The sequence below is a fragment of the Mesorhizobium sp. M0001 genome (genome assembly GCF_040324255.1).
Lineage (GTDB): Bacteria > Pseudomonadota > Alphaproteobacteria > Rhizobiales > Rhizobiaceae > Mesorhizobium.
This window is the reverse complement of the sequence record NZ_JAMYVS010000002.1, coordinates 528460-549018: the sequence shown is the minus strand read 5'-3', so window position 1 is coordinate 549018 and position 20559 is coordinate 528460. Positions and strand designations below refer to the sequence as shown.

At 62.7% G+C, this 20559-nt stretch carries 19 protein-coding genes and 1 pseudogene; 9 read left to right on the top strand and 11 right to left on the bottom strand.

Features of this window, described 5'->3' with window-relative positions:
• Window positions 1–23 precede the first annotated feature (23 nt).
• The 9 genes and pseudogenes from NKK50_RS07615 to NKK50_RS07575 all read left to right on the top strand — a co-directional run.
• Window positions 24–1277: an ABC transporter substrate-binding protein gene (locus tag NKK50_RS07615; RefSeq protein WP_032888198.1), complete on the top strand. Its 1254-nt coding sequence runs from the start codon at window positions 24–26 to the stop codon at window positions 1275–1277.
• A 253-nt stretch (window positions 1278–1530) separates the two neighbouring features.
• Window positions 1531–2481: a carbohydrate ABC transporter permease gene (locus NKK50_RS07610; RefSeq protein WP_023671182.1), complete on the top strand. Its 951-nt coding sequence runs from the start codon at window positions 1531–1533 to the stop codon at window positions 2479–2481.
• Window positions 2478–3437 carry a carbohydrate ABC transporter permease gene (locus NKK50_RS07605; RefSeq protein WP_023671181.1) on the top strand — a complete coding sequence of 320 codons (960 nt, stop codon included), beginning with the start codon at window positions 2478–2480 and terminating at the stop codon, window positions 3435–3437. The genes NKK50_RS07610 and NKK50_RS07605 overlap by 4 nt, the downstream gene beginning before the upstream one ends.
• 20 nt (window positions 3438–3457) lie before the next feature.
• On the top strand, window positions 3458–4573 hold the full coding sequence (locus NKK50_RS07600) for an ABC transporter ATP-binding protein (protein WP_023671180.1): 1116 nt from the start codon (window positions 3458–3460) through the stop codon (window positions 4571–4573).
• A 5-nt stretch (window positions 4574–4578) separates the two neighbouring features.
• Window positions 4579–6081, top strand: a complete 1503-nt coding sequence (locus NKK50_RS07595; RefSeq protein WP_023833583.1) for a GMC oxidoreductase — start codon at window positions 4579–4581, stop codon at window positions 6079–6081.
• On the top strand, window positions 6078–6839 hold the full coding sequence (locus NKK50_RS07590; protein ID WP_023825182.1) for a 3-ketoacyl-ACP reductase: 762 nt from the start codon (window positions 6078–6080) through the stop codon (window positions 6837–6839). Before NKK50_RS07595 ends, NKK50_RS07590 begins: the two co-directional genes overlap by 4 nt.
• A 12-nt stretch (window positions 6840–6851) precedes the next feature.
• Window positions 6852–8480, top strand: coding sequence for a GMC family oxidoreductase (locus tag NKK50_RS07585; RefSeq protein ID WP_023833584.1), 1629 nt, complete (start codon window positions 6852–6854; stop codon window positions 8478–8480).
• A gap of 20 nt (window positions 8481–8500) precedes the next feature.
• The gene (locus tag NKK50_RS07580; RefSeq protein WP_023683219.1) at window positions 8501–8818 is read left to right on the top strand and encodes a Dabb family protein; all 318 of its coding nucleotides are present in this window, start codon (window positions 8501–8503) and stop codon (window positions 8816–8818) included.
• A 115-nt stretch (window positions 8819–8933) separates the two neighbouring features.
• A pseudogene (locus NKK50_RS07575) lies at window positions 8934–9197 on the top strand (MFS transporter); the annotation flags it as partial.
• A gap of 119 nt (window positions 9198–9316) precedes the next feature.
• Here the strand turns inward: NKK50_RS07575 and NKK50_RS07570 are convergent.
• The 11 genes from NKK50_RS07570 to NKK50_RS07520 all read right to left on the bottom strand — a co-directional run bounded on the left by NKK50_RS07570 (window position 9317) and on the right by NKK50_RS07520 (window position 20537).
• The gene (locus tag NKK50_RS07570; protein ID WP_023833585.1) at window positions 9317–10162 is read right to left on the bottom strand and encodes an EamA family transporter; all 846 of its coding nucleotides are present in this window, start codon (window positions 10160–10162) and stop codon (window positions 9317–9319) included.
• A gap of 7 nt (window positions 10163–10169) precedes the next feature.
• Window positions 10170–11078 carry an endonuclease/exonuclease/phosphatase family protein gene (locus NKK50_RS07565; protein ID WP_023833586.1) on the bottom strand — a complete coding sequence of 303 codons (909 nt, stop codon included), beginning with the start codon at window positions 11076–11078 and terminating at the stop codon, window positions 10170–10172.
• Between the two features lie 88 nt (window positions 11079–11166).
• Window positions 11167–12720, bottom strand: coding sequence for a cation:proton antiporter (locus NKK50_RS07560; protein WP_023704038.1), 1554 nt, complete (start codon window positions 12718–12720; stop codon window positions 11167–11169).
• Window positions 12721–12868: 148 nt separating this feature from the next.
• Window positions 12869–13933 (bottom strand): ABC transporter ATP-binding protein, encoded by a 1065-nt coding sequence (locus NKK50_RS07555; RefSeq protein ID WP_023725205.1) that lies wholly within the window; start codon window positions 13931–13933, stop codon window positions 12869–12871.
• A gap of 30 nt (window positions 13934–13963) precedes the next feature.
• Window positions 13964–14755, bottom strand: a complete 792-nt coding sequence (locus tag NKK50_RS07550) for an ABC transporter permease (RefSeq protein WP_023671171.1) — start codon at window positions 14753–14755, stop codon at window positions 13964–13966.
• Window positions 14752–15666: an ABC transporter permease gene (locus NKK50_RS07545; protein WP_023671170.1), complete on the bottom strand. Its 915-nt coding sequence runs from the start codon at window positions 15664–15666 to the stop codon at window positions 14752–14754. The genes NKK50_RS07550 and NKK50_RS07545 overlap by 4 nt, the downstream gene beginning before the upstream one ends.
• Before the next feature lie 63 nt (window positions 15667–15729).
• Window positions 15730–16836 (bottom strand): ABC transporter substrate-binding protein, encoded by a 1107-nt coding sequence (locus NKK50_RS07540; protein WP_023671169.1) that lies wholly within the window; start codon window positions 16834–16836, stop codon window positions 15730–15732.
• Between the two features lie 239 nt (window positions 16837–17075).
• Window positions 17076–18248 carry an iron-containing alcohol dehydrogenase gene (locus tag NKK50_RS07535; protein WP_023744178.1) on the bottom strand — a complete coding sequence of 391 codons (1173 nt, stop codon included), beginning with the start codon at window positions 18246–18248 and terminating at the stop codon, window positions 17076–17078.
• 18 nt (window positions 18249–18266) lie between these two features.
• Window positions 18267–19652, bottom strand: a complete 1386-nt coding sequence (locus tag NKK50_RS07530) for an aldehyde dehydrogenase family protein (protein ID WP_352543240.1) — start codon at window positions 19650–19652, stop codon at window positions 18267–18269.
• Window positions 19653–19665: 13 nt separating this feature from the next.
• Window positions 19666–20085, bottom strand: a complete 420-nt coding sequence (locus tag NKK50_RS07525) for a type II toxin-antitoxin system VapC family toxin (protein ID WP_031197611.1) — start codon at window positions 20083–20085, stop codon at window positions 19666–19668.
• Window positions 20082–20537 carry a DUF7662 domain-containing protein gene (locus NKK50_RS07520; RefSeq protein ID WP_023744176.1) on the bottom strand — a complete coding sequence of 152 codons (456 nt, stop codon included), beginning with the start codon at window positions 20535–20537 and terminating at the stop codon, window positions 20082–20084. Before NKK50_RS07520 ends, NKK50_RS07525 begins: the two co-directional genes overlap by 4 nt.
• Window positions 20538–20559 lie beyond the last annotated feature (22 nt).

Here is a 20559-nt window from a genome sequence, read left to right as displayed (position 1 = left end):
TAATGCAACAAGGGAGGTAGAACATGTTGCGCAAAATGCTTATCGGAACGGCTCTGGCGACGGCCTTTGCTTTCTCGGCCCATGCCGAGGACGTCAAGGAAGTGCAGATGCTGCATTGGTGGACGTCGGGCGGCGAAGCGGCTGCTCTCAACGTCCTCAAGGGCGACCTTGCCAAGGAAGGCTATGCCTGGAAGGACGTGCCGGTGGCCGGTGGTGGCGGCGACGCCGCCATGACTGCGCTGAAGGCGATGGTCGCGGCCGGCAATTACCCGACCGCGTCGCAGATGCTCGGCTACACCGTGCTCGACTATGCGGCGGCCGGCGTCATGGGCGACCTGACCGAGACGGCGAAGAAGGAAGGCTGGGACAAGTCGGTTCCGGCAGCCCTGCAGAAGTTCTCCGTCTATGACGGCAAGTGGGTCGCTGCTCCAGTCAACGTCCACTCCGTCAACTGGCTGTGGATCAACAAGGCGGTGATGGACAAGATCGGCGGCACCGAGCCAAAGACCTTCGACGACTTCGTCGCCCTGCTCGACAAAGCCAAGGCGGCTGGCGTTATTCCGCTCGCCCTTGGCGGCCAGAACTGGCAGGAAGCCACCATGTTCGACTCGGTTGTGCTGTCGACCGGCGGACCTGAGTTCTACAAGAAGGCCTTCAACGACCTCGACGACGAGTCCCTCAAGTCGGACACGATGAAGAAGTCGTTCGACAACCTCGCCAAGCTCGTCACCTATGTCGACCCGAACTTCTCGGGCCGCGACTGGAACCTTGCCACCGCCATGGTCATCAAGGGCGATGCCCTGGTGCAGGTGATGGGTGACTGGGCCAAGGGCGAGTTCAACGCCGCCAAGAAAACGCCGGGCACCGACTTCCTGTGCTATCGCTTCCCGGGCACGGAAGGCTCGGTGGTCTACAACTCCGACATGTTCGGCATGTTCAACGTTCCGGACGACCGCAAGGCCGCCCAGGTCGCGTTGGCCACCGCCACCCTGTCGAAGAGCTTCCAGTCGGCCTTCAACGTCGTCAAGGGTTCGGTTCCCGCCCGTACCGACGTTCCGGACACCGACTTCGACGCGTGCGGCAAGAAGGGCATCGCCGACCTGAAGGCTGCCAACGAAGGCGGCACACTGTTCGGCTCGCTTGCCCAGGGCTATGGCGCGCCTCCGGCGGTCGCCAATGCCTACAAGGACGTCGTTTCGAAGTTCGTCCACGGTCAGATCAAGACCTCGGACGAAGCCGTGACCGAACTGGTCAAGGCAATCGACGACGCCAAGTAAGCCCTGGCCAGCAAGACACCTTTCCCGCTTCGGCGGGGAAGGGTCGCCTCAGGATTGGCCGGCTGGCGCAATTCCAGGAAAAGTGTGAGCGGTTTTCCGGCCGGAATTGCGTAAAAGAAAGAGTTAGAGAGGTTCGCCGTTTCCGTGAAACGGTGAAACCCTCTTGAACACCATGCCGACCAGAGACCCGTATGCACGGGGCCGCCTTGCCTCCTGACGGCAGAGCACGGACGACCCTAACGGGAGGAGCCTCATGAGCAGTGTAGCGACGACCCAGATCAAGCTGACACCCGAGCGGTCTCGCCCCTCCGTGCGCGCGCGATTGCAGGACGCGCTGCCGAAGATCGTGCTGGCGCCGAGCTTCGCCATCACCATCGTCTTCGTCTATGGCTTTATCCTGTGGACTGTCTATCTGTCCTTCACCAATTCCAAGACCTTCCCGTCCTATGTCATTACCGGACCACGCGCGTATCTACGGCTGTGGGGCTGGACGTTCGACTCCGACCCGCCATCGAGCTGGTACACGTCGATCGTCAATATGGGCATTTTTGGCTTTCTCTACATCGCCATCTGCCTGGCGCTCGGCCTGTTCCTGGCCATCCTGCTCGACCAGAAGATTCGCGGCGAAGGCGTGTTGCGGCCGATCTATCTCTACCCGATGGCGCTGTCCTTCATCGTCACCGGCGTCGCCTGGAAATGGTTCCTCGACCCCGGCCTCGGTCTTGAGCAGACCTTGCATCAGTGGGGCTGGACGAGCTTCCATTTCGACTGGATCAAGAACAAGGATTTCGTCATCTACACGGTGGTCATTGCCGGCGTCTGGCAGGCCTCCGGCTTCATCATGGCGATGTTCCTGGCCGGCCTGCGTGGCATTGACGGCGAGATCATGAAGGCGGCGCAGATCGACGGTGCCACCACCTTTCAGCTCTACCGCCGCATCGTCATTCCGCTGCTGCGGCCAATCTTCCTGTCGGCCTTCATCGTGCTCGCGCACCTTGCCATCAAGTCCTACGATCTCGTGGTGGCGCTGACCAGCGGCGGCCCCGGTGGCTCGGCCTGGCTGCCGTCCAACTTCATGTATGAGTACACCTTCAAGCGCAACGAAATGGCCGTCGGCTCGGCCAGTGCCGTGATCATGCTGATGACCATCGTCGCCATCATCGTGCCCTATCTCTATTCCGAACTGCGGGAGAAGCCGCGATGAGCGCTGTCGCCACCCCTGCCCGCCCCGCTGCTTCCCAAAAGGCCTCCGGCGGCATGAGCACCAAGACCCTCAACCGCATCGTCATCTACGGGCTTCTGGCGCTGTTTGCGCTGTTTTATCTGATGCCGCTGTTCGTCATGCTGGTGACCTCGTTCAAGACCATGGACGAGATCCAGAACGGCAACATGCTGGCGTTGCCCACGGCGCCGACCTTCGACCCGTGGCTGAAGGCCTGGGGCGAGACCTGCGTCGGCCTCACCTGCGCCGGCATCAAGGGCTATTTCTGGAACTCGATCAAGATGGTGGTTCCAGCCGTACTGATCTCGACCATGCTCGGCGCGCTCAACGGCTACGTCTTGACCAAATGGCGTTTTCGCGGCGCCACGCTGGTGTTCGGGCTGATGCTGTTTGCCTGCTTCATTCCGTTCCAGTCGGTGCTGCTGCCGATGGCGACCATCCTCGGCAGCCTGGGACGTTTCGGCGTGAAGCTGCAGAATGCGACGGGTACGAGTTTCGGTCTCGGCAATCCGACGGTCAACCTGGTCTTCGTCCATGTCGTCTACGGCATCGGCTTCACTACACTGTTTTTCCGCAACTATTACGAGGCATTCCCGAACGAGCTGATCAAGGCCGCACAGGTCGACGGCGCCTCCTTCTTCCAGATCTTCCGCCGCATCATGCTGCCGAACTCGATGCCGATCTTCGTCGTCACCGTCATCTACCAGTTCACCAACATCTGGAACGACTTCCTGTTCGCTTCGGCTTACGCCGGCACAGGCGACTCCATGCCGATGACGGTGGCGCTCAACAACGTCGTCAACACCTCGACCGGCGTCGTCGAATACAACGTCAACATGGCGGCCGCGATGATCGCGGCTCTGCCCACCCTGATCGTCTATGTCGTCGCCGGCCGCTATTTCGTGCGCGGGCTGATGGCTGGCGCGGTCAAGGGCTGATCAATTCGGAAGGAACGACCATGGCTTTTCTGGAAATTGATGGGCTGAAGAAGCGCTTCGGGAATGTCGAGATCCTGAAGGGCATCGATGTCGAGCTCGAAAAGGGCGGCTTCCTGGTGCTGGTCGGCCCGTCCGGCTGCGGCAAGTCCACCTTGCTCAACACGATTGCCGGCCTGGAGCAGATCACCGAGGGCGAAATCCGCGTCGACGGCCGCGCCATCAACGATCTGCACCCATCCAAGCGCGACATCGCCATGGTGTTCCAGAGCTATGCGCTCTATCCGAACATGACGGTGGCCGGAAACATCTCCTTCGGCATGGAGATGCGCGGCGTGCCGGCCGACGAACGCCAAAAGGCGATCGACAAGGTGGCCAAGGTCCTGCAGATCGGCCACCTCCTGCAGCGCAAGCCGAGCCAGCTTTCCGGCGGCCAGCGCCAGCGCGTCGCCATGGGCCGGGCGCTGGTGCGCGACCCCAAGCTGTTCCTGTTCGACGAGCCTTTGTCCAACCTCGACGCCAAATTGCGCGTTGACATGCGCATCGAGATCAAGCGCCTGCATGCCACCACCGGCACAACCATCGTCTACGTCACCCACGACCAGATCGAGGCGATGACGCTGGCTACCAAGATCGCCGTCATGCGCGACGGCGAGGTGCAGCAGTTCGGCACCCCGGCCGAGATCTACAACAACCCGACCAATTTGTTCGTCGCCGACTTCATGGGTTCGCCAGCGATGAACCTGATCCCGGCGACCATTGCCACGTCGGGCAATGCGCTGTCCGTCGTGTTGGAGCGCGAGGCGCGCGAGCCGATCACGCTGCCGATGGCCAACGCGCCGGCGGGTCTTTCGGCATTCCAGGGCAAGCCGATCATCTTCGGCGTGCGCCCGGAAGCGCTGACCGATCCGGAAGGTGCGGAACGCAACGCCTCCAACATTGCCACTGCCGACCTGCACATCGAAGTGGTCGAGCCGGCAGGGTCCGACACGTTCGCGGTGACCAATCTCGGCGGCAAGGGCGTGGTGGCGCGGTTGCGGGCCGACGCCAACATCCAGCCGGGCACCAGCACGCCGCTCGCCTTCAACCTGACCAAGGCCGTGTTCTTCGATCCGGCGACCGAACACCGCATCCGCTGATCGAGATGGTCAGCCCCGATATCGTCATCATCGGCTCCGGCATCGGCGGCGCTACGATCGCTTCCGGCCTGGCCGGCAGCGGCGCCTCGGTCCTGATGCTGGAGCGCGGCGAGCCCTTGCCGGCAACGCCGCATGCCCGCGACACGCGCTCGATCTTCGTCGATGGCCACTACCGTCCGAAGGAGATGTGGCGCGAGCCCGGCGGCGGCGCCTTCAACCCCGGCAATTACTACTATGTCGGCGGCAATTCGAAATTCTACGGCGCGGTGCTGATCCGCTACCGCAAAGAGGATTTCGCCGCCATGGAGCACTTCGGTGGCGTCTCGCCGGCATGGCCGTTTTCCTACGATGAATTCGAGCCTTGGTATTCGAAAGCCGAGCAGCTGTTTCGCGTCCGCGGCTCGCTCGGCGAGGACCCGACCGAACCGTTCCACTCGATCCCCTATGCTTTCAAGCCGGTGCCCGACGAAGCGCCGATTGCGCGCGCCCGCGCCGAGCTGAAGGGACTGGGCCTGCACCCCGCCTCGCTGCCGCTCGGCGTCGACATCGACACCTGGCTGAAAGAGGGCAAGACCGGCTGGGACGCATTCCCCAACACCGCCCAGGGCAAGGTTGATGCGCAGACCGGACCGCTGACGGCTGCACTCAAGGACAGCAATATCCGGCTCGAAACCGGCTGCCATGTCGAATATCTCGAAGCGTCGTCCGACGGCAAAAGCATCGCTGCCGTTCACTACCGTCAGAATGGCGAGCTGAAGAAAGTCGCGCCGAAGCTGGTCATCCTGTCCGCCGGCGCGGTCAATTCCGCCGTCATCCTGCTGCGCTCGCCTTCACCAGATGGCAAAGGCCTCGCCAACCGCTCCGACCAGGTCGGCCGCAATTTCATGAACCATAATTCGAGCGCCATGCTGGCGATCGATCCGCGCCGCAGGAACGACAGCGTCTACCAGAAGACGCTGATGCTGAATGACTACTATCTCTCCGACGGCAAAGGCGGCAAGCCGCTCGGCAACGTCCAGCTGCTCGGCAAGATCGACGGCAACATGTTGAAGGCCAACGTCAAACACGTGCCGAAATTCGCGCTCGATTACATGGCCGGTCACGCTGTCGACTGGTATCTGATGTGCGAGGATCTACCCGATCCGGAAAGCCGCATCATGGTCGACGGCAAGGACATCGTCATGCAATGGCGGCGCTCCAACATGCAGTCGCTGGACGGGCTGACCAGGGTGATGCGTGAGAACTTCCGCGCCTGCGGTTATCCCATCGTGCTGTCGCGTCCCTTCGACAAGCGCACGCCCTCGCACCAGTGCGGCACGGTGAAAATGGGCGACCATCCGGCGACGTCGCCGCTCGACCCTTTCTGCCGCGCCTTCGACCACCCGAACCTGTTCGTTGTCGACGCCAGTTTTTTGCCGAACTCGGCCGCCGTGAATCCGGCGCTGTCGATTGCGGCACAGGCGCTGCGCGTGGCCGAGCATATTCGCCGAACGGACCTCGCGGCATGACCCGCCCCGCAGCAATCGTCACCGGCGGTGCGCGCGGCATTGGGCTCGCCTGCGCCGAGGCGCTGGCCGGGGACGGCTTCGACATTTTGATCGCCGACCTTGCCGAACAAGCGCCGGACGAACTGGCCGCCAACATCACCGCACGGGGTGCGGAGTTCGCCTATGTCCGTTGTGATATCGCCAACCTCGAGGATCACACGGCCCTCGTCGACGCCGCCATACGTGCCTTCAGCCGCATCGACTGCCTCGTCAACAATGCCGGCGTCGGCGCCGTGGTGCGCGGCGACCTGCTGGAACTGACGCCCGAAAACTTCGACCGTGCGCTCGGCATCAATCTGCGCGGCACCGTATTCCTTAGCCAGGCCGTCGCCAAGGCGATGCTGGCGGCTCCCAGCAATCATCCGCGCTCGATCATCACCATCACCTCGGTCAGCGCCGATATGGCCTCGCCGGAACGCCCCGACTACTGCATCTCGAAAGCCGGCCTTTCGATGTGGGTGAAGAACCTGGCGCTACGGCTTGCGCCGGAAAACATCGGCGTGTTCGAACTGCGGCCCGGCATCATTCGCACCGACATGACCGCGAGCGTATCAGCCAAATACGACGCGCTTATCGACAGCGGCCTGGTGCCGGCAAAACGCTGGGGCGAAGCATCGGACATCGGCGCCGTGGTGGCGACGCTTGCCGCCGGCAAGCTCGGCTTTTCCACAGGCTCGATTATCAATGTCGACGGCGCGCTCTCCGTGCCTCGACTGTAGGTGGATAGAGTTATGACCGACTACATCATCGTAGGTGCCGGCCCGGCCGGCTGCGTTCTGGCCAACCGGCTGAGCGAGGATCCAGCGAATTCCGTGCTGCTGCTCGAGGCCGGCGGCAAGGACTGGCACCCCTACATCCACATGCCGGCGGGCTTTGCCAAGATGACCAAGGGCATCGCTTCCTGGGGCTGGTCGACTGTGCCGCAGAGGCACATGCAGGACCGCGTCTTCTGGTATACGCAGGCGAAGGTGGTCGGCGGCGGCTCGTCCATCAATGCCCAGATATACACGCGCGGCAACGCTCGCGACTACGACGCATGGGAGAAGGAAGAGGGCCTCGCGGGCTGGGGCTATCGCGACGTGCTGCCCTATTTCAAGCGCGCCGAGAACAACCAGCGCTTCGCCAACGATTTTCACGGCGACCAGGGGCCGCTCGGCGTGTCGAACCCGATTTCGCCGCTGCCGATTTGCGAGGCCTATTTCCGCGCCGGCCAAGAGATGGGCATCCCCTTCAACCCGGATTTCAACGGCGCTAGCCAGGAAGGCGTCGGCTACTACCAGCTGACCCAGAAGGACGCCCGGCGCTCATCCGCTTCGGTCGCCTATTTGAAGCCCATCCGCGCCCGCAAGAACCTGACGGTCCGAACCGATGTGCTGGTCACCCGCATCGTCGTCGAGAAAGGCCGCGCCACCGGCGTCGAGATCGTTGACAAACCCGGCGGCGAGAAGACCATCATGCGCGCCGAGCGCGAAGTGATCGTCTCGTCCGGCGCCATCGGTTCGCCGAAGCTGTTGATGCAGTCGGGCATCGGCCCGGCTGATCACCTGAAATCGGTCGGCGTGACGCCGGTGCATGATCTGCCCGGTGTCGGCTCCAACATGCAGGACCATCTCGATTTGTTCGTCATCGCCGAATGCACCGGCGACCACACCTATGACAACTACGCCAAGCTGCACCGCACCGCGTGGGCCGGCTTGCAGTATCTGCTGCTGAAGAAAGGGCCGGTCGCCTCCAGCCTGTTCGAGACCGGCGGCTTCTGGTACGCCGATCCGACCGCCGCCTCGCCCGACATCCAGTTCCATCTGGGACTCGGCTCCGGCATCGAGGCCGGCGTCGAGAGGTTGAAGAACCCCGGCGTGACCTTGAACTCGGCCTTCCTGCGCCCGCGCTCGCGCGGCACGGTGCGGCTGAGCAGCGCCGACCCGGCCGACCACCCGCTGATCGATCCCAACTATTGGTCGGACCCTTATGACCGCGCCATGTCGATCAAGGGCCTCAGGCTTGCGCGCGAGATCATGCGGCAGAAGGCGCTTGCACCTTACGTGTTGCGCGAGGTGCTGCCCGGACGATCGCTCGCCAGCGATGACGAGCTGATCGACTATGCCTGCCGCACCGCCAAGACCGACCATCACCCCGTGGGCACCTGCCGCATGGGCCATGACGATATGGCGGTGGTCACACCGGACCTGCGCCTGCGCGGCATCGAGGGCCTGCGCGTCTGCGATGCCTCGGTGATGCCGCGCGTGCCTTCCTCCAACACCAATGCGCCGACCATCATGGTCGGCGAAAAAGGCGCGGACATCATCCTCGGCCGCGAGCCGCTTCCGCCGGCGGTGTTCTCCGGCAATCGGGCCGCATAGCCACTTAGGAGAACGAACCAATGATCAGACACTGCGTCTTCGTACGCTTCCGCAGCGATGTGCCCGCCACCGAGCGCACGGCAATCCACGCCGATCTCGAAGCACTGCGCTCCGTCGTCGACGGCATGGACACGGTCCATTTCAGCACCAATGTCAGCCCGGAGCCGTTCGCGCGCGGCTTCAGCCATGCCTTCACCATCGACTTCCGCGATGCCGCCGCCCGCGACGCCTATCTCGTGCATGAAGCGCATCAGCGCGCCGGCGCCCGATTGGTCGCAGCGCTCGAAGGCGGCACCGACGGGCTGATGGTGTTCGATCTCGACATTACGAAAAAGTGACCGCGCTTCTTTCGAAAGCCGGCTGACGCCTGTTCTCTTTTGCGCCCCAAGGAACATATCGTTCCCCGGGGGCGTTTAGGAGGAACGTCGTGGCTCTCACCGCGCAGCAGAAGAAACCGTCCTTGCCTCCTTCCTCGGCTGGACGCTCGACGCTTTTGATTTCTTCCTTCTGACGTTCCTGCTCACCGATATCGCAACCGAATTCAACACTGACGTCCCGGCAGTCTCCAAAGCGTTGTTCCTGACGCTGGCGACACGCTTCATCGGCGCCTTCTTCTTCGGCAGGCTGGCCGACAAATATGGCCGCAAGCCCATTCTGATGCTCAACATCGTCAGCTATTCGGTGATCGGCGCGCTGGCTGCCTTCTCGCCCAATCTCGTGGCTACGCGCTGGCGCTGTTTGCCGGCGTGGTCGCCGTCTGCATCATCGTCGTCATCCGCTTCAGTCCGGAACGGCGCGGACAGGTGATGACGGTGCTCTGCTGAAGTATCAGGCTCTCAGCCCAGTCTGAGGGCCACGACACCGGCGACGATGCTGAGCGCGGCGGCGCCGCGCCAGCCTGTCATCTTCTCGCCGAGCGCGAAAACCGAGATCATCATGGCAAACAGGATCGACGTCTCGCGCAACGACGCCACCGAGGCGATCGGCGCCTTGGTCATCGCCCACATGACGATCCAGTAGGCCGCGCCGCTAAGCACGCCGGTGAACAGGCCTGCCTTCCAGTCGCGCGCCAGCACGGGCAGCGCCTTGGGCCCGCGAAAGATGAGGCACAGCACCAGCGCCCACGTGGCATCGCAGATGAACAGCCATGCGGCATAGCTCGTTGCCGTTGCGGCCAGCCGCGCGCCGCTGCCGTCGGAGAGCGTGTAGCTGGATATGAAGATCGAAGTGCCGAGCGCAAAGCCGACCGCCCGCAGATTGATCCGCTCCAGATGCGCGCCGCCGCGAAACGACATCACCAACGTGCCGGCCGACAGCAGCAGGATGCCGAGGATGGCGAAAGGCGCCGGCATCTCCTGCACCACGACAACGCCGCCGAGGGCGGTCAAAAGCGGCGCCGTGCCGCGCGCCAGCGGATAGGTCTGGGCGAAATCGCCGGCCTTGTAGGCGCCGATGAGGAAGGTCCGGTAGCCCATGTGGAAAATCACCGAGGCGATGATGAAAGGCCACACTTCGGCCTTCGGAAACTCGACGAAGGGCAGCACGAAAAGCGCGGCAAACCCCATGCCCAGTGTCATCAGCGTAATCGACAGGAAGCGATCGAGATGGACCTTGACCAGCGCGTTCCAGATCGCGTGCATGGCGGCGGCGGCAAGCACCGCGAAGAAGACGAAAAGCGTCATCGAGGGCTCACCGATCTCCCGAGCTCAAAGGCGTTTCGAGATCGATATCGATCCGGACCGGAAAATGGTCTGAAGCGATCTCGCCTATATCGGCACTGACCGAGCGCACACGGTCGGCGAACATACCGCCGACGAAGCAATGGTCGAGCCGGCGTTTTGCCACTTTCCTGTCGATCGTTTTCACATGGGTGTGGTAATCGGCAGCCGGCTCGCTAGCGACGGCAGCGGCATCAACAAAGCCGTCGAGATAGGCCGCCCCGCGATGATAGGGCGTGCTGCCGACGATGCGGCTGTATTCGGCGCTGCCAGGCTCCATGTTGAAATCGCCCATCCAGATCGCCGCCGTCGGGTTCTCCGGCTCGGCCTCGCCGCTGGTCCAGTTGCGCGAAGGCTCATCGTCCGCGCCGCTCCACGGGCCGCCCTCGGACGGCGCGCGGCGATGCTCGGCCAAGAGATAGTCGATCTGCTCCAGACGCTCCTCCGCCGCGATATGGGCGAGATGCAGCGACAGGACCCTTACCGGTCCGGCCGGCGTGCGGATCATGCATTCGAGCGCGGCGTTGCGCGTGTTGAGCGGCCGCAGCGTGCGGCGCATGGGCAGCGCGTGCAGCCGCGACCAGGCGATCGGCAGCTTCGACAGCAGCATGGTGCCGAACTGGCGGCGGCGGTTGACGACCCGGCCGTCGCGCTGCTCACTGGCGTCCATGTCGAAGGCCGGGCCATAGACCCAGTAATAGCTAGGCAGCAGCTTGGACAGGACCTCCGGCTGGTCGTCCTCATTGGTGCGCTGCCAATGCCGCTCGACCTCCTGCAGCGCGATGATATCGGCGCCGTCGACCAGCTTGGTGCCGCGCGAAAGATCGTAACGGCCATCGCCGCCGAACCCGTACTGGATGTTGTAGCTGACCAGCTTCATTGCTTATCCGGCTCAATTTCGCTTTGGCAGTAGCGGTTCGGCAGATTGGTTGCAATGTACCGGCACGACGGCGGAACTGGGCCAGCGTCTATGATGTGGTCAGCGGCTGGAACCGGCCCGCCGGCGATGCCGCCAGTTCGGCCCAGTCGATCTCTTCCTCCAGCCGGTGGTAGGCTTCGTCGCCGATCGTGCCGTTGCTGCGCAACTCCTCGAGCGTGTCGCGCTGGCGGTTGATGGCATAGAGGCGCAGCCGGTCGTATTCGGTCGCCGCCTGAGCGTCCTCCGGGTTTTCCGCAATCAGGCGCTGCGCTTCATACTGTTCGCGCACGACGGCGGCGGCCGCAGATGTCTTGCGGCTCAGCACGTCCAGTGCTGCCTGCATGATGGCGACGCGCGCCTGCGCCACCTCATTGTCGACGGTTCTATCGGGGTCGAAGTTGATCCAGCGCAGCAGCGGCTTCAGCGTCATGCCTTGCAGCACCAGCGTGCCCAGCACCACCGCGAAGGCGGCAAGCACGATCGGGTCGCGGCCGGGAAAATCGGCCGGCAGCGCAATGGCCACCACCAGCGTCACCAACCCACGCATGCCGCACCAGCCCACAATGACGGCGCCGCCGAATGTCGGCAATTCCCGCCTTGCCTCTTGGCTGCCGAAGCGGGCAAGCCACCGGATGATCGCGACGTAACTCGCCACCCAGACAAGGCGCGCGACGATAACGACGACCAGCACCGTTGCGGCGAAAAGGAATGCTTCGCCTTGCCCGTCGCCGGCCAGCCTGCCAACGATCGTGCGTGCCTGCAGGCCCATCAGCACGAAAGCCAGCACGTTGAGCACGAACACGGCCGACTCCCAGACCGAATAGGTGCTGACGCGGCGTCTCGCCGACGACTGGCGCGGCGCCCTGCGCGCAATGGTCATGGCATAGACGACGATGGTGATGATGGCGGAAAGGCCGAGCCTGTCGGCGATGATCCACACGGCGAAGGTTCCGGCAAACTGCACCACCGTGCTGCTCGCCGCATCCTCGATGCGGCCGAGCGCCAGCAGCGAGACGCGGCCAAACAGATAGCCCGCGATCACACTGCCGATCGTTGCCAGCAGGATCACCGGAACGGCGTTGCTGAGCATGATCGTGCCAAGCGCGGCCGAAACCGCCAGCCGGTAGATCAGCAGCGCCGTGGCATCGTTGAGCAGGCTCTCGCCCTGCAGGATGGCGGTGATGCGGTGCGGTACCTTGAACTGGCTGAGCACGGCGGATGCGGCCACCGCATCCGGTGGCGCGACGATGGCGCCAAGCGCGATTGCCGCCGCGATCGGCAGGCCGGCCATCTTCCAGCCGACCAAGGCAACCACCACGGTGGTGAAGACCACGGCGCCCAGCGCGAGCAACGCGAGCGACAGCCGGTAGCGCTTGAGGTCGCGCAGCGACGTGTCATAGGCGGCGTCGAGAAGCACCGGCGCGATGAACAGGGCAAGCGCCAGCTCCGGATCGATCTCGATCGTCGGCGCACCGGGTACGAAGGCAATCGCGACGCCGGCCAGAGCCAGCAGGGACGGATAGGGAATTTCCAGCCGCCGCGACAGCGCCGTCAGCGCGACGGCAGCCAGAAGCAGGATGAGGGTAAGTTCGAATAGCGCCATGGCCCATCGTAGCGGCGAAGCGGCATCATGGGCAGTGGCTGGATGGCAAGATGCTGTTGATTATCCAGCACTCGGGGTCCGGCAATGATACGGCCGTTCATCGCGCCAGCTCGAATCGACCGCCTCGGTCGCGCCAAAATGCTGCTTGCTAGTGCAGCACCAGCATATCGCTTGATGAGAACGATATGTCGGCCTTCTCGCCGACCGCGGGCGGTGGCGTTGCCGGGCTGTTGAAGGTGTCGAGCGACACCGTGTTGCCGCCGATGCCGACGCGAACGCGAATGACCGAGCCGAGGAAGTGCACTTCGGAGATTTCGCCCGACAGGCTTGAATCGCGCCCGGGTTGGCGTCCGAGCGAAATCGCCTCCGGTCGCAGCGCCAGCGACAGCGTGTCACCGGACTTCGAGCCGTTGAGCTTGCCCATTAGCGAGACTTCCTGCGTGTTGACGCGCACCTTGCCGGACGCGGCATCGGTGACAGTGCCTTCGAGCACGTTCAGCGTGCCGACGAAATTGGCGACGAACTTGGTCGCCGGCCGGTTGTAGATCTCGAACGGCGTGCCGACCTGCTCGGCCTTGCCGCCATACATCACCGCGATGCGGTCGGAGATCGACAGCGCCTCTTCCTGGTCATGTGTGACGAAGATGGTGGTGATGCCGAGCTTCTTCTGGATCGAGCGGATTTCCTCGCGCAACGACACACGTACCTTGGCGTCGAGCGCCGACAGCGGCTCGTCGAGCAGAAGCAGCTTCGGCTTCGGCGCGATGGCACGCGCCAGCGCGATACGCTGCTGCTGGCCGCCCGAGAGCTGATAGGGATAGCGGTCCGCCATCTGCGGCAACTTGATGATGTCGAGCATCTCGGCGACCCGGGAATCGATCTCTGCCCTTGCCATGCCGGCGACCTTCAGGCCGAAGCCGATATTTTGCGCCACGGTCAGGTTCGGGAACAGCGCGTAAGCCTGGAACACCATACCGACATTGCGCTGGTTGGGCTTCAGCCTCGTGATGTCCTTGCCTGCGACGACGATCTTGCCCGCCGACGGCTCTTCGAAACCGGCGACCATGCGCAGCACGGTGGTCTTGCCGCAACCCGATGGCCCAAGGAAGGAAACGAACTCGCCCGGCTCGACATCAAGATTGAAATCTTCGACCACGGTGGTGGCGCCGAAGGATTTTCGCACATGCTGGATGGAGAGGAATGGTTCGGCCATGGCTTTTTCTTTCGATCAGTACTTTGTCGATCAGTTCGGGCGGTTCGCCGATCTCGGCGCGAAACGGGACAGGATCTGGATCAGCGACATACAGCCCCAGGTGATGGCGAAGGCGATGATGGCAAGCGCCGCCGGCTCATAGGCGCGGTTGGCGCCAACGTTTTGCAGATAGGGGCCGAAGGCGGGCCGGTTGAGCAAGCTGGCCATGGTGAATTCGCCAATGACGATGGCGAAGGTAAGGAAGGCGCCCGACAGCACGGCGATCAGCACATTGGGCAGGATCACACGACCAATGATCGTGCCCCAACCGGCGCCAAGGATCTGCGCCGCTTCGGTCAGCGTCCTGACGTCGATGGTGCGCAGTCCGGTATCGACCGCGCGATACATGTAGGGCAGCGCCAGCATTGCATAGCCGATGACCAGCAAGGCATTTGTGCCCATGTCGGTCGCCAGGAACGGCAGCGGCGAATTCGAACCGTACATCCTGATATAGCCGAAGACGATGACGATGGCGGGAATGACCAGCGGCAGCAGCGTGATGAACTCTACGATCGGCCGCAGTTGCGGCAGGCGCAGTCGAATCCAGTAGGCGGCGGGCACCACGATCAACACGCCCAGAATGATGGTGAAGATGGCGGCAAGCACTGAGTAGCCAAAGGTCGCCTGAAAACGAGGGTCGCCAAGCACGATCTGATAGGCGTCGAAGGAATAAGCGCCGCGCCGCATGCGCAAGGAAAATTCCACCGTCGCGATCAGCGGAATGAAGAAATAGGCCGCGCCCAGCCCGAAGACGACCCAGGCCCAGAATTTTCCGGACTTCATTTCAGCCACCTCTCCGAGCGCGTCCGGAACCAAATGTAGAAGACATTGGCCAGCCCGGTGATGACGATCATGCCGAAGGCGATCGCATAGCCGAGATGGGCATTGTGCAGCACGTCACCGCGTATCTGCGCATAGAGCAGGATCGGTACGATGTTGAGTGAAGAGCCGGTCAGCGCATAGGCGGTGGCGATGGCGCCGAAGGCATTGGCGAAGAGCAGGATGACCGTGCCGAGGAAACTCGGCCAGATCACCGGGATGACCACCATGCGCCAGTATTGCGTCTGGGTGGCGCCAAGCGTCGCCGCAGCCTCGCCCCACTCCTTCTTCAAGCCGTCAATCGCCGGCGTGATGATGACCACCATTAGGGGAATCTGGAAATAGACATAGGTCAGCGTCAGGCCCCAGAACGATAGGATGTTGAAGCCGTGCGCATAAATGTTGAGGCCGAACACGGTGTTGAGCAGCACCGTGGCGAGACCGAGGCGTCCGAGCGTGGCGATGAAGGCGAAGGCCAGCGGTACGCCGGCGAAATTGGAAGCCACGCCGGAGAATGTCAGCGTCGCCGAACGTATCCACTCCGGCAGGCCGCCGCGCACGATGGCGATGGCGATGCCGAGACCTGCGAAGGCGCCGATCAGCGACGAGGAAAGGCTGACCTTGAGCGAGATCCAGTAGGCGGCGACAATCGATGGCTGCGCCAGTGCTGCTATGTTTTCGAACGTGAATTCGCCGGCATCGTTCTGGAATGCACCCAGCATCAGATAGAGCGTGGGTAGGATCAGGAACATGATGGCGAAGATGAAGAATGGCGCAACGCCGAGCCATTGCGTCGGCAGTCGCATTGCACGCGCCTCACTGGGGGGCGCGGTCTTCCCGGCAACTGCGTGATCGGAAAGCGAGATATCTGTCATGCGCCGGCTACCGTCTCCGAGGAACACCGGGCGGCCGCGAGGCCGCCCGGTTGGTTTCAAGCCTTACTTGACGTTGGCGCCGACGACGGCATCCCAGTTCTTGGTGACGGCTTCCTTTGCCTTGCCCTGCTCGTCCAGCGTCGGGAACACCGCGGCAGCGTAAGCCTCGGCCGGCGGCAGCTTGGCCATCACGTCCGCCGGGAGCTTGCCGTTCTTGGCAAGATCGTTGAAGCGGATCGGGTGGCAATAGCCCTTCAGCCAGCCGATCTGGCCTTCGTCGGAGTAGAGATACTCCAGCCAGAGCTTGGCAGCGTTCGGATGCGGTGCGAAAGCACTGATCGCCTGCACATAGACGCCGGCAACCACACCGGTCTTGGGCACGACGACGTCGACGGGCGGATTGCCCTTCAGCGTGTCGCGACCGGCAAGTGCATTGTAATCCCAGGTCACCAGGATCGGCGTCTGGCCTTGTGCCAGGGTCGCCGGTTTGCCGATGACCGGCACGAAATTGCCGGCGGCGTTAAGCTTCTTGAAGAAGTCGAGACCAGCAGTGCCAGCAGCTTCGCCGGCAGCCGCACCACCGGAAATGCCGGCCGCGTAGACGGCCTGGATGGCCTGGTTCGAGGCGCGCGGGTCGCCGGCAAGCGCCACGGTGTTGGCGAATTCCGGCTTCAGCAGGTCAGCCCAGTCAGCAGGCGCTTCCTTGACGAGGTCCTTGTTCACCAGGAAGGATAGCACGCCATAGTAGTCGCCGGTCCAGTAACCATCGGCATCCTTGGCGCTGTCGGGGATCGAGTCCCAGGTCGACACTTTGTAGGGCTGGATCAGGCCGTCAGCCTTGGCGGTCGGGCCGAAGGACAGGCCAACGTCGATGACGTCGGGCGCCTGCGGGCCCTTGTTGTCCTTGTTGGCCTTGATCGCCTCGACCTCGTCGCCGGAGCCGGCATCGGGGTTGAGTTCGTTGATGGTGATCTCAGGATACTTTGCCTTGAAGCCGTCGATGACGGCGCCGTAGCCGCACCAGTCATGCGGCAGCGCGATTGTCGTGAGCTGGCCTTCCTTCTTCGCAGCGGCAACCAGTTCATCCATGGACTGGGCCGACGAGATAGCAGAGGTCGCCATGAGGGCGACGGCCGAAAGGGAAAGCACTTTCCCTGTGAACTTGAACATGTGTTCTCTCCGTTGAACTGGCGTCCTGGACGCCTGCGATGCGGTATCGGTTTCATATGACAGCCAGATGAAAGCTTTTTGAAACTGGCCCCCGGCGGTACGAAAAGTTAACTCTTTTTAACCGGCTGTAGCAATTAGCCTCGACTTAATTTCCCGGCTAATGGTTTATTGCCTTGCTTTTTGCCCCCTTGCCCTTCCTTTCCCTTCGTTTTTAGATCACGTCCGGCGCAGAAACCGCCTCAGACAGTGCCGGCGATAGTGTTCTCGAGCAGCGTCAGCGCTGCTTTCTTGGTCAGCTTGACCGGGTTGCCGCCGGCTGTCGGATCGACCACCGCCATGTCGGCGATCAGCCCCTTGCGCTTCTTGTCCATGTCGAGCCCCTTGATCAGATCGGGCAGCGCATGCGGCACCTTCAATTCCTTGCGCAGCTTGATGATCGCTTTGGCAAAGCCGTCGAAGCCACCCTTGATGCCGCAATAGGCAGCGAGCCGGGCAATCCGCTCCTCGATGGAGTCGCGATTGAAGGCCAAGACATAGGGCATGAACACCGCATTCGTCATGCCGTGATGGGTGTCGTAGAGCGCGCCGATCGGATGCGACAGCGAGTGGATGGCGCCAAGACCCTTCTGGAAGGCGGCAGCACCCATGGCGGCCGCACTCATCATGTGGGCGCGCGCGACAAGGTCCTTGCCGTTGGCGTAGGCCTTGGGCAGGTTCTCGAACACCAGGCGCACACCTTCGACGGCAATGCCGTCGGCCATCGGGTGATAGCCCGGCGCGCAATAGGCTTCGAGGCAATGTGCCAGCGCATCCATGCCGGTGCCGGCGGTGATGAAGCCGGGCATGCCGACCGACAGTTCCGGATCGGCAATAACGATTGCCGGCAAAAGCTTCGGATGGAAGATGACCTTCTTGGTGTGCGTCGCCTCATTGGTGATGACGCCGGCACGCCCGACTTCCGAGCCTGTGCCGGCAGTGGTCGGCACGGCGATGATCGGCGCGATGGCATCCGAATTGGCGCGCGTCCACCAGTCGCCGACATCCTCAAAGTCCCAGATCGGCCGCGTCTGGCCAGCCTGGAACGCGATCAGCTTGCCGAGATCGAGCGCTGAACCGCCGCCGAAGGCGATGACGCCGTCATGCTTGCCCTTCTTGAACACGGCGATGCCGGCGGTGAGGTTGGAATCGACCGGGTTCGGCTTCACCTCGGAGAACACGCCATAGGATACCTTGGCGTCGTCGAGGATTTTCAGCGTCGAAGCGACGACCGGCAGTTTCGCCAACCCCGGATCGGTGACGAATAGCGGCCGCTTAATGCCGGTGGCAGCGAGCACCTCAGGCAGTTCCTTGATGCGCCCGGCGCCGAAGCGGACGGTGGTCGGGTAGTTCCATTTGGAGATCAGCTTGGACATGTCTTGTCTTTCAAAAAATCAGATGGCTTCGCGCAGATGGAAAGATTTCGGCCGGGTCAGATTGTCGTAGCCGAGCGCCGAAAGGGCGACGCCTTTGCCGGTGTCCTTGACGCCGGTCCAGACCAGCGCCGGATCGAGGTAGTCGCAGCGGTTCATGAACACGGTGCCGGTCTCGACGCGGTCGCCGATCGCCACCGCATGCTCGATATCGCCGGTCCAGATCGAAGCGGTCAGCCCGTAGGGGCTGTCGTTCATCAGCGCGATCGCCTCCTCGTCGTTGCGCACTTTCATGATGCCGACGATCGGGCCAAAACTTTCCTCGCGCATGACGCTCATCTGGTGGTCGACGCCGGTCAGCACTTCCGGCGCCAGATAGGGCGAGCCGGCCTTGTCGTTAGCCACCTTCATATTGATGTGTGCGATTGCACCCTTGCGCAGCGCCTCGGCCTTCTGCTCGCGGATCAGGTCGGCAAAGCGCGCCTGCGCCATCGGCCCCATTGTCGTCGCCTGTTCCAGCGGATTGCCGACCACATAATTCTTCGTCTCGGCGATGAAACCTTCGACGAACTGGTCGTAGACCTTCTCATGCACATAGACGCGCTCGATGCCGCAGCAGCACTGGCCGGAATTGTAGAAGGCGCCGTCGACCAGATTGGCCACCGCATGGTCGAGCTTGGCGTCGGGCAGCACATAGGCCGGATCCTTGCCGCCGAGTTCGAGCCCGAGCGTCATGAAGGTGCCGGCCGCCGCCTTCTCGATGGCGCGGCCGCCGCCGACCGAACCGGTGAAATTGACATGGTCGATCTTGCCCGAGCCGAGCAGCTTCTCAGTCTGGGCATGGTTCAGCACGACATTCTGGAACACGCCCTTGGGCAGCCCAACCTTGTCGAACGCCTGCTGGAACCGTTCGCCGACCAGCAGCGTCTGCGCCGCATGTTTGAGGATAACAGTATTGCCGGCCATCAGTGCCGGCACGATGGTGTTGACGGCGGTCAGATAGGGATAGTTCCACGGCGCGATCACCATGACGACGCCGAGCGGATCCTTCTTCACATAGCGTCGGAAGCCGTCCTTCGGGTTGGATGCCGGCACGGATTTCAGCGCGGCTTCAGCGATCTCGACCATGTAATTGGTGCGTTCCCTGACGCCGCCGAACTCGCCGCCATAGCGCACCGGTCGCCCCATCTGCCAGGCGATCTCCGGCACGATCTCGTCGGTCATCGCGACCAGCGCTTCGAGCATCGCCAGCATAAATTTGCCGCGCTCGACGATCGGCTTCAGCGCCCACTTCTCCTGCGCCGCTTTGGCGCGCTCGACCGCGGCATTGATCGCCTGGTCGGTCGAGATCGGTCGCTCGGCATAGATCGAACCATCGATGGGCGATTTGAGTTTTACGGTTTCCAAAGGATGCTCCAGTTTAGCAGGCTAGCGTACGCAGATGGCCGTTGCGGCCATAGCGAAGGATGGGCTCGTCACGCGTCACCAGAACCATGTCCAACGCTCTCGCACTTGCCATCAGTATCCGATCCATGGGATCACCATGAGGCGGACCGGGCAGGTTGGATGACGCAATCAGAATGGCTGGTGAGATAGCGCTGAGCTTTGCCGACATTCGGTCGATGAAACGCTCCACGAAGTCGAGTGGCGTCAATGGCAGATTGAGCCGGCCCTTGGCTACGCCGATTCCGATCTCCCATGCCGACATCGGCGAAAGATACAGACGGCCGTCATAGGCCGCTTCCGAAATCTCCCGGCTTGCGTGCGGATCGATCAGACTATCGTTGGCGACAAAGATCATCGCACATGTATCCAGAAGCAGGTTTGGCCCTTCGCTCATTTACTCACCGCAAGTTTGCCGTCACGCGCGTCAGCCTCACCGCCCAGATAGCCCCGGTCCCATGGCTCGTCATCGAAAGGTTTGGTGATATCAAATCCGGCTTCGATTGTTATCAGGCCCTTCATGAAACCAAAACCGGGGTGGCGATCCGCGCGCGCCTCCTTTGGCGCGGCAGGCACGCTACCACTGGGCGGCGCCGAAATCGGCACTTTGCGAACGCGGCGAAATACCAGTTTCCCACTCCCTATATTGACGGATTCGGTCTCGAACCCAGCCTCAAGCCACTCCCTTGTCATGGGATTGTTGCTCGGATTGTTGCTCCACCATGCAGGGTATTGCTTCGATGCGGGCAGCGGCAGATTGAGCACTCTCTCGATTTCGGCGAATGACATCGGGACGCGATCGACATTTTGGGCAATGAGAAAATCCTTGAGCGGCGCATATTTGGACATCGCAAACTCCTCAATGTAGCAC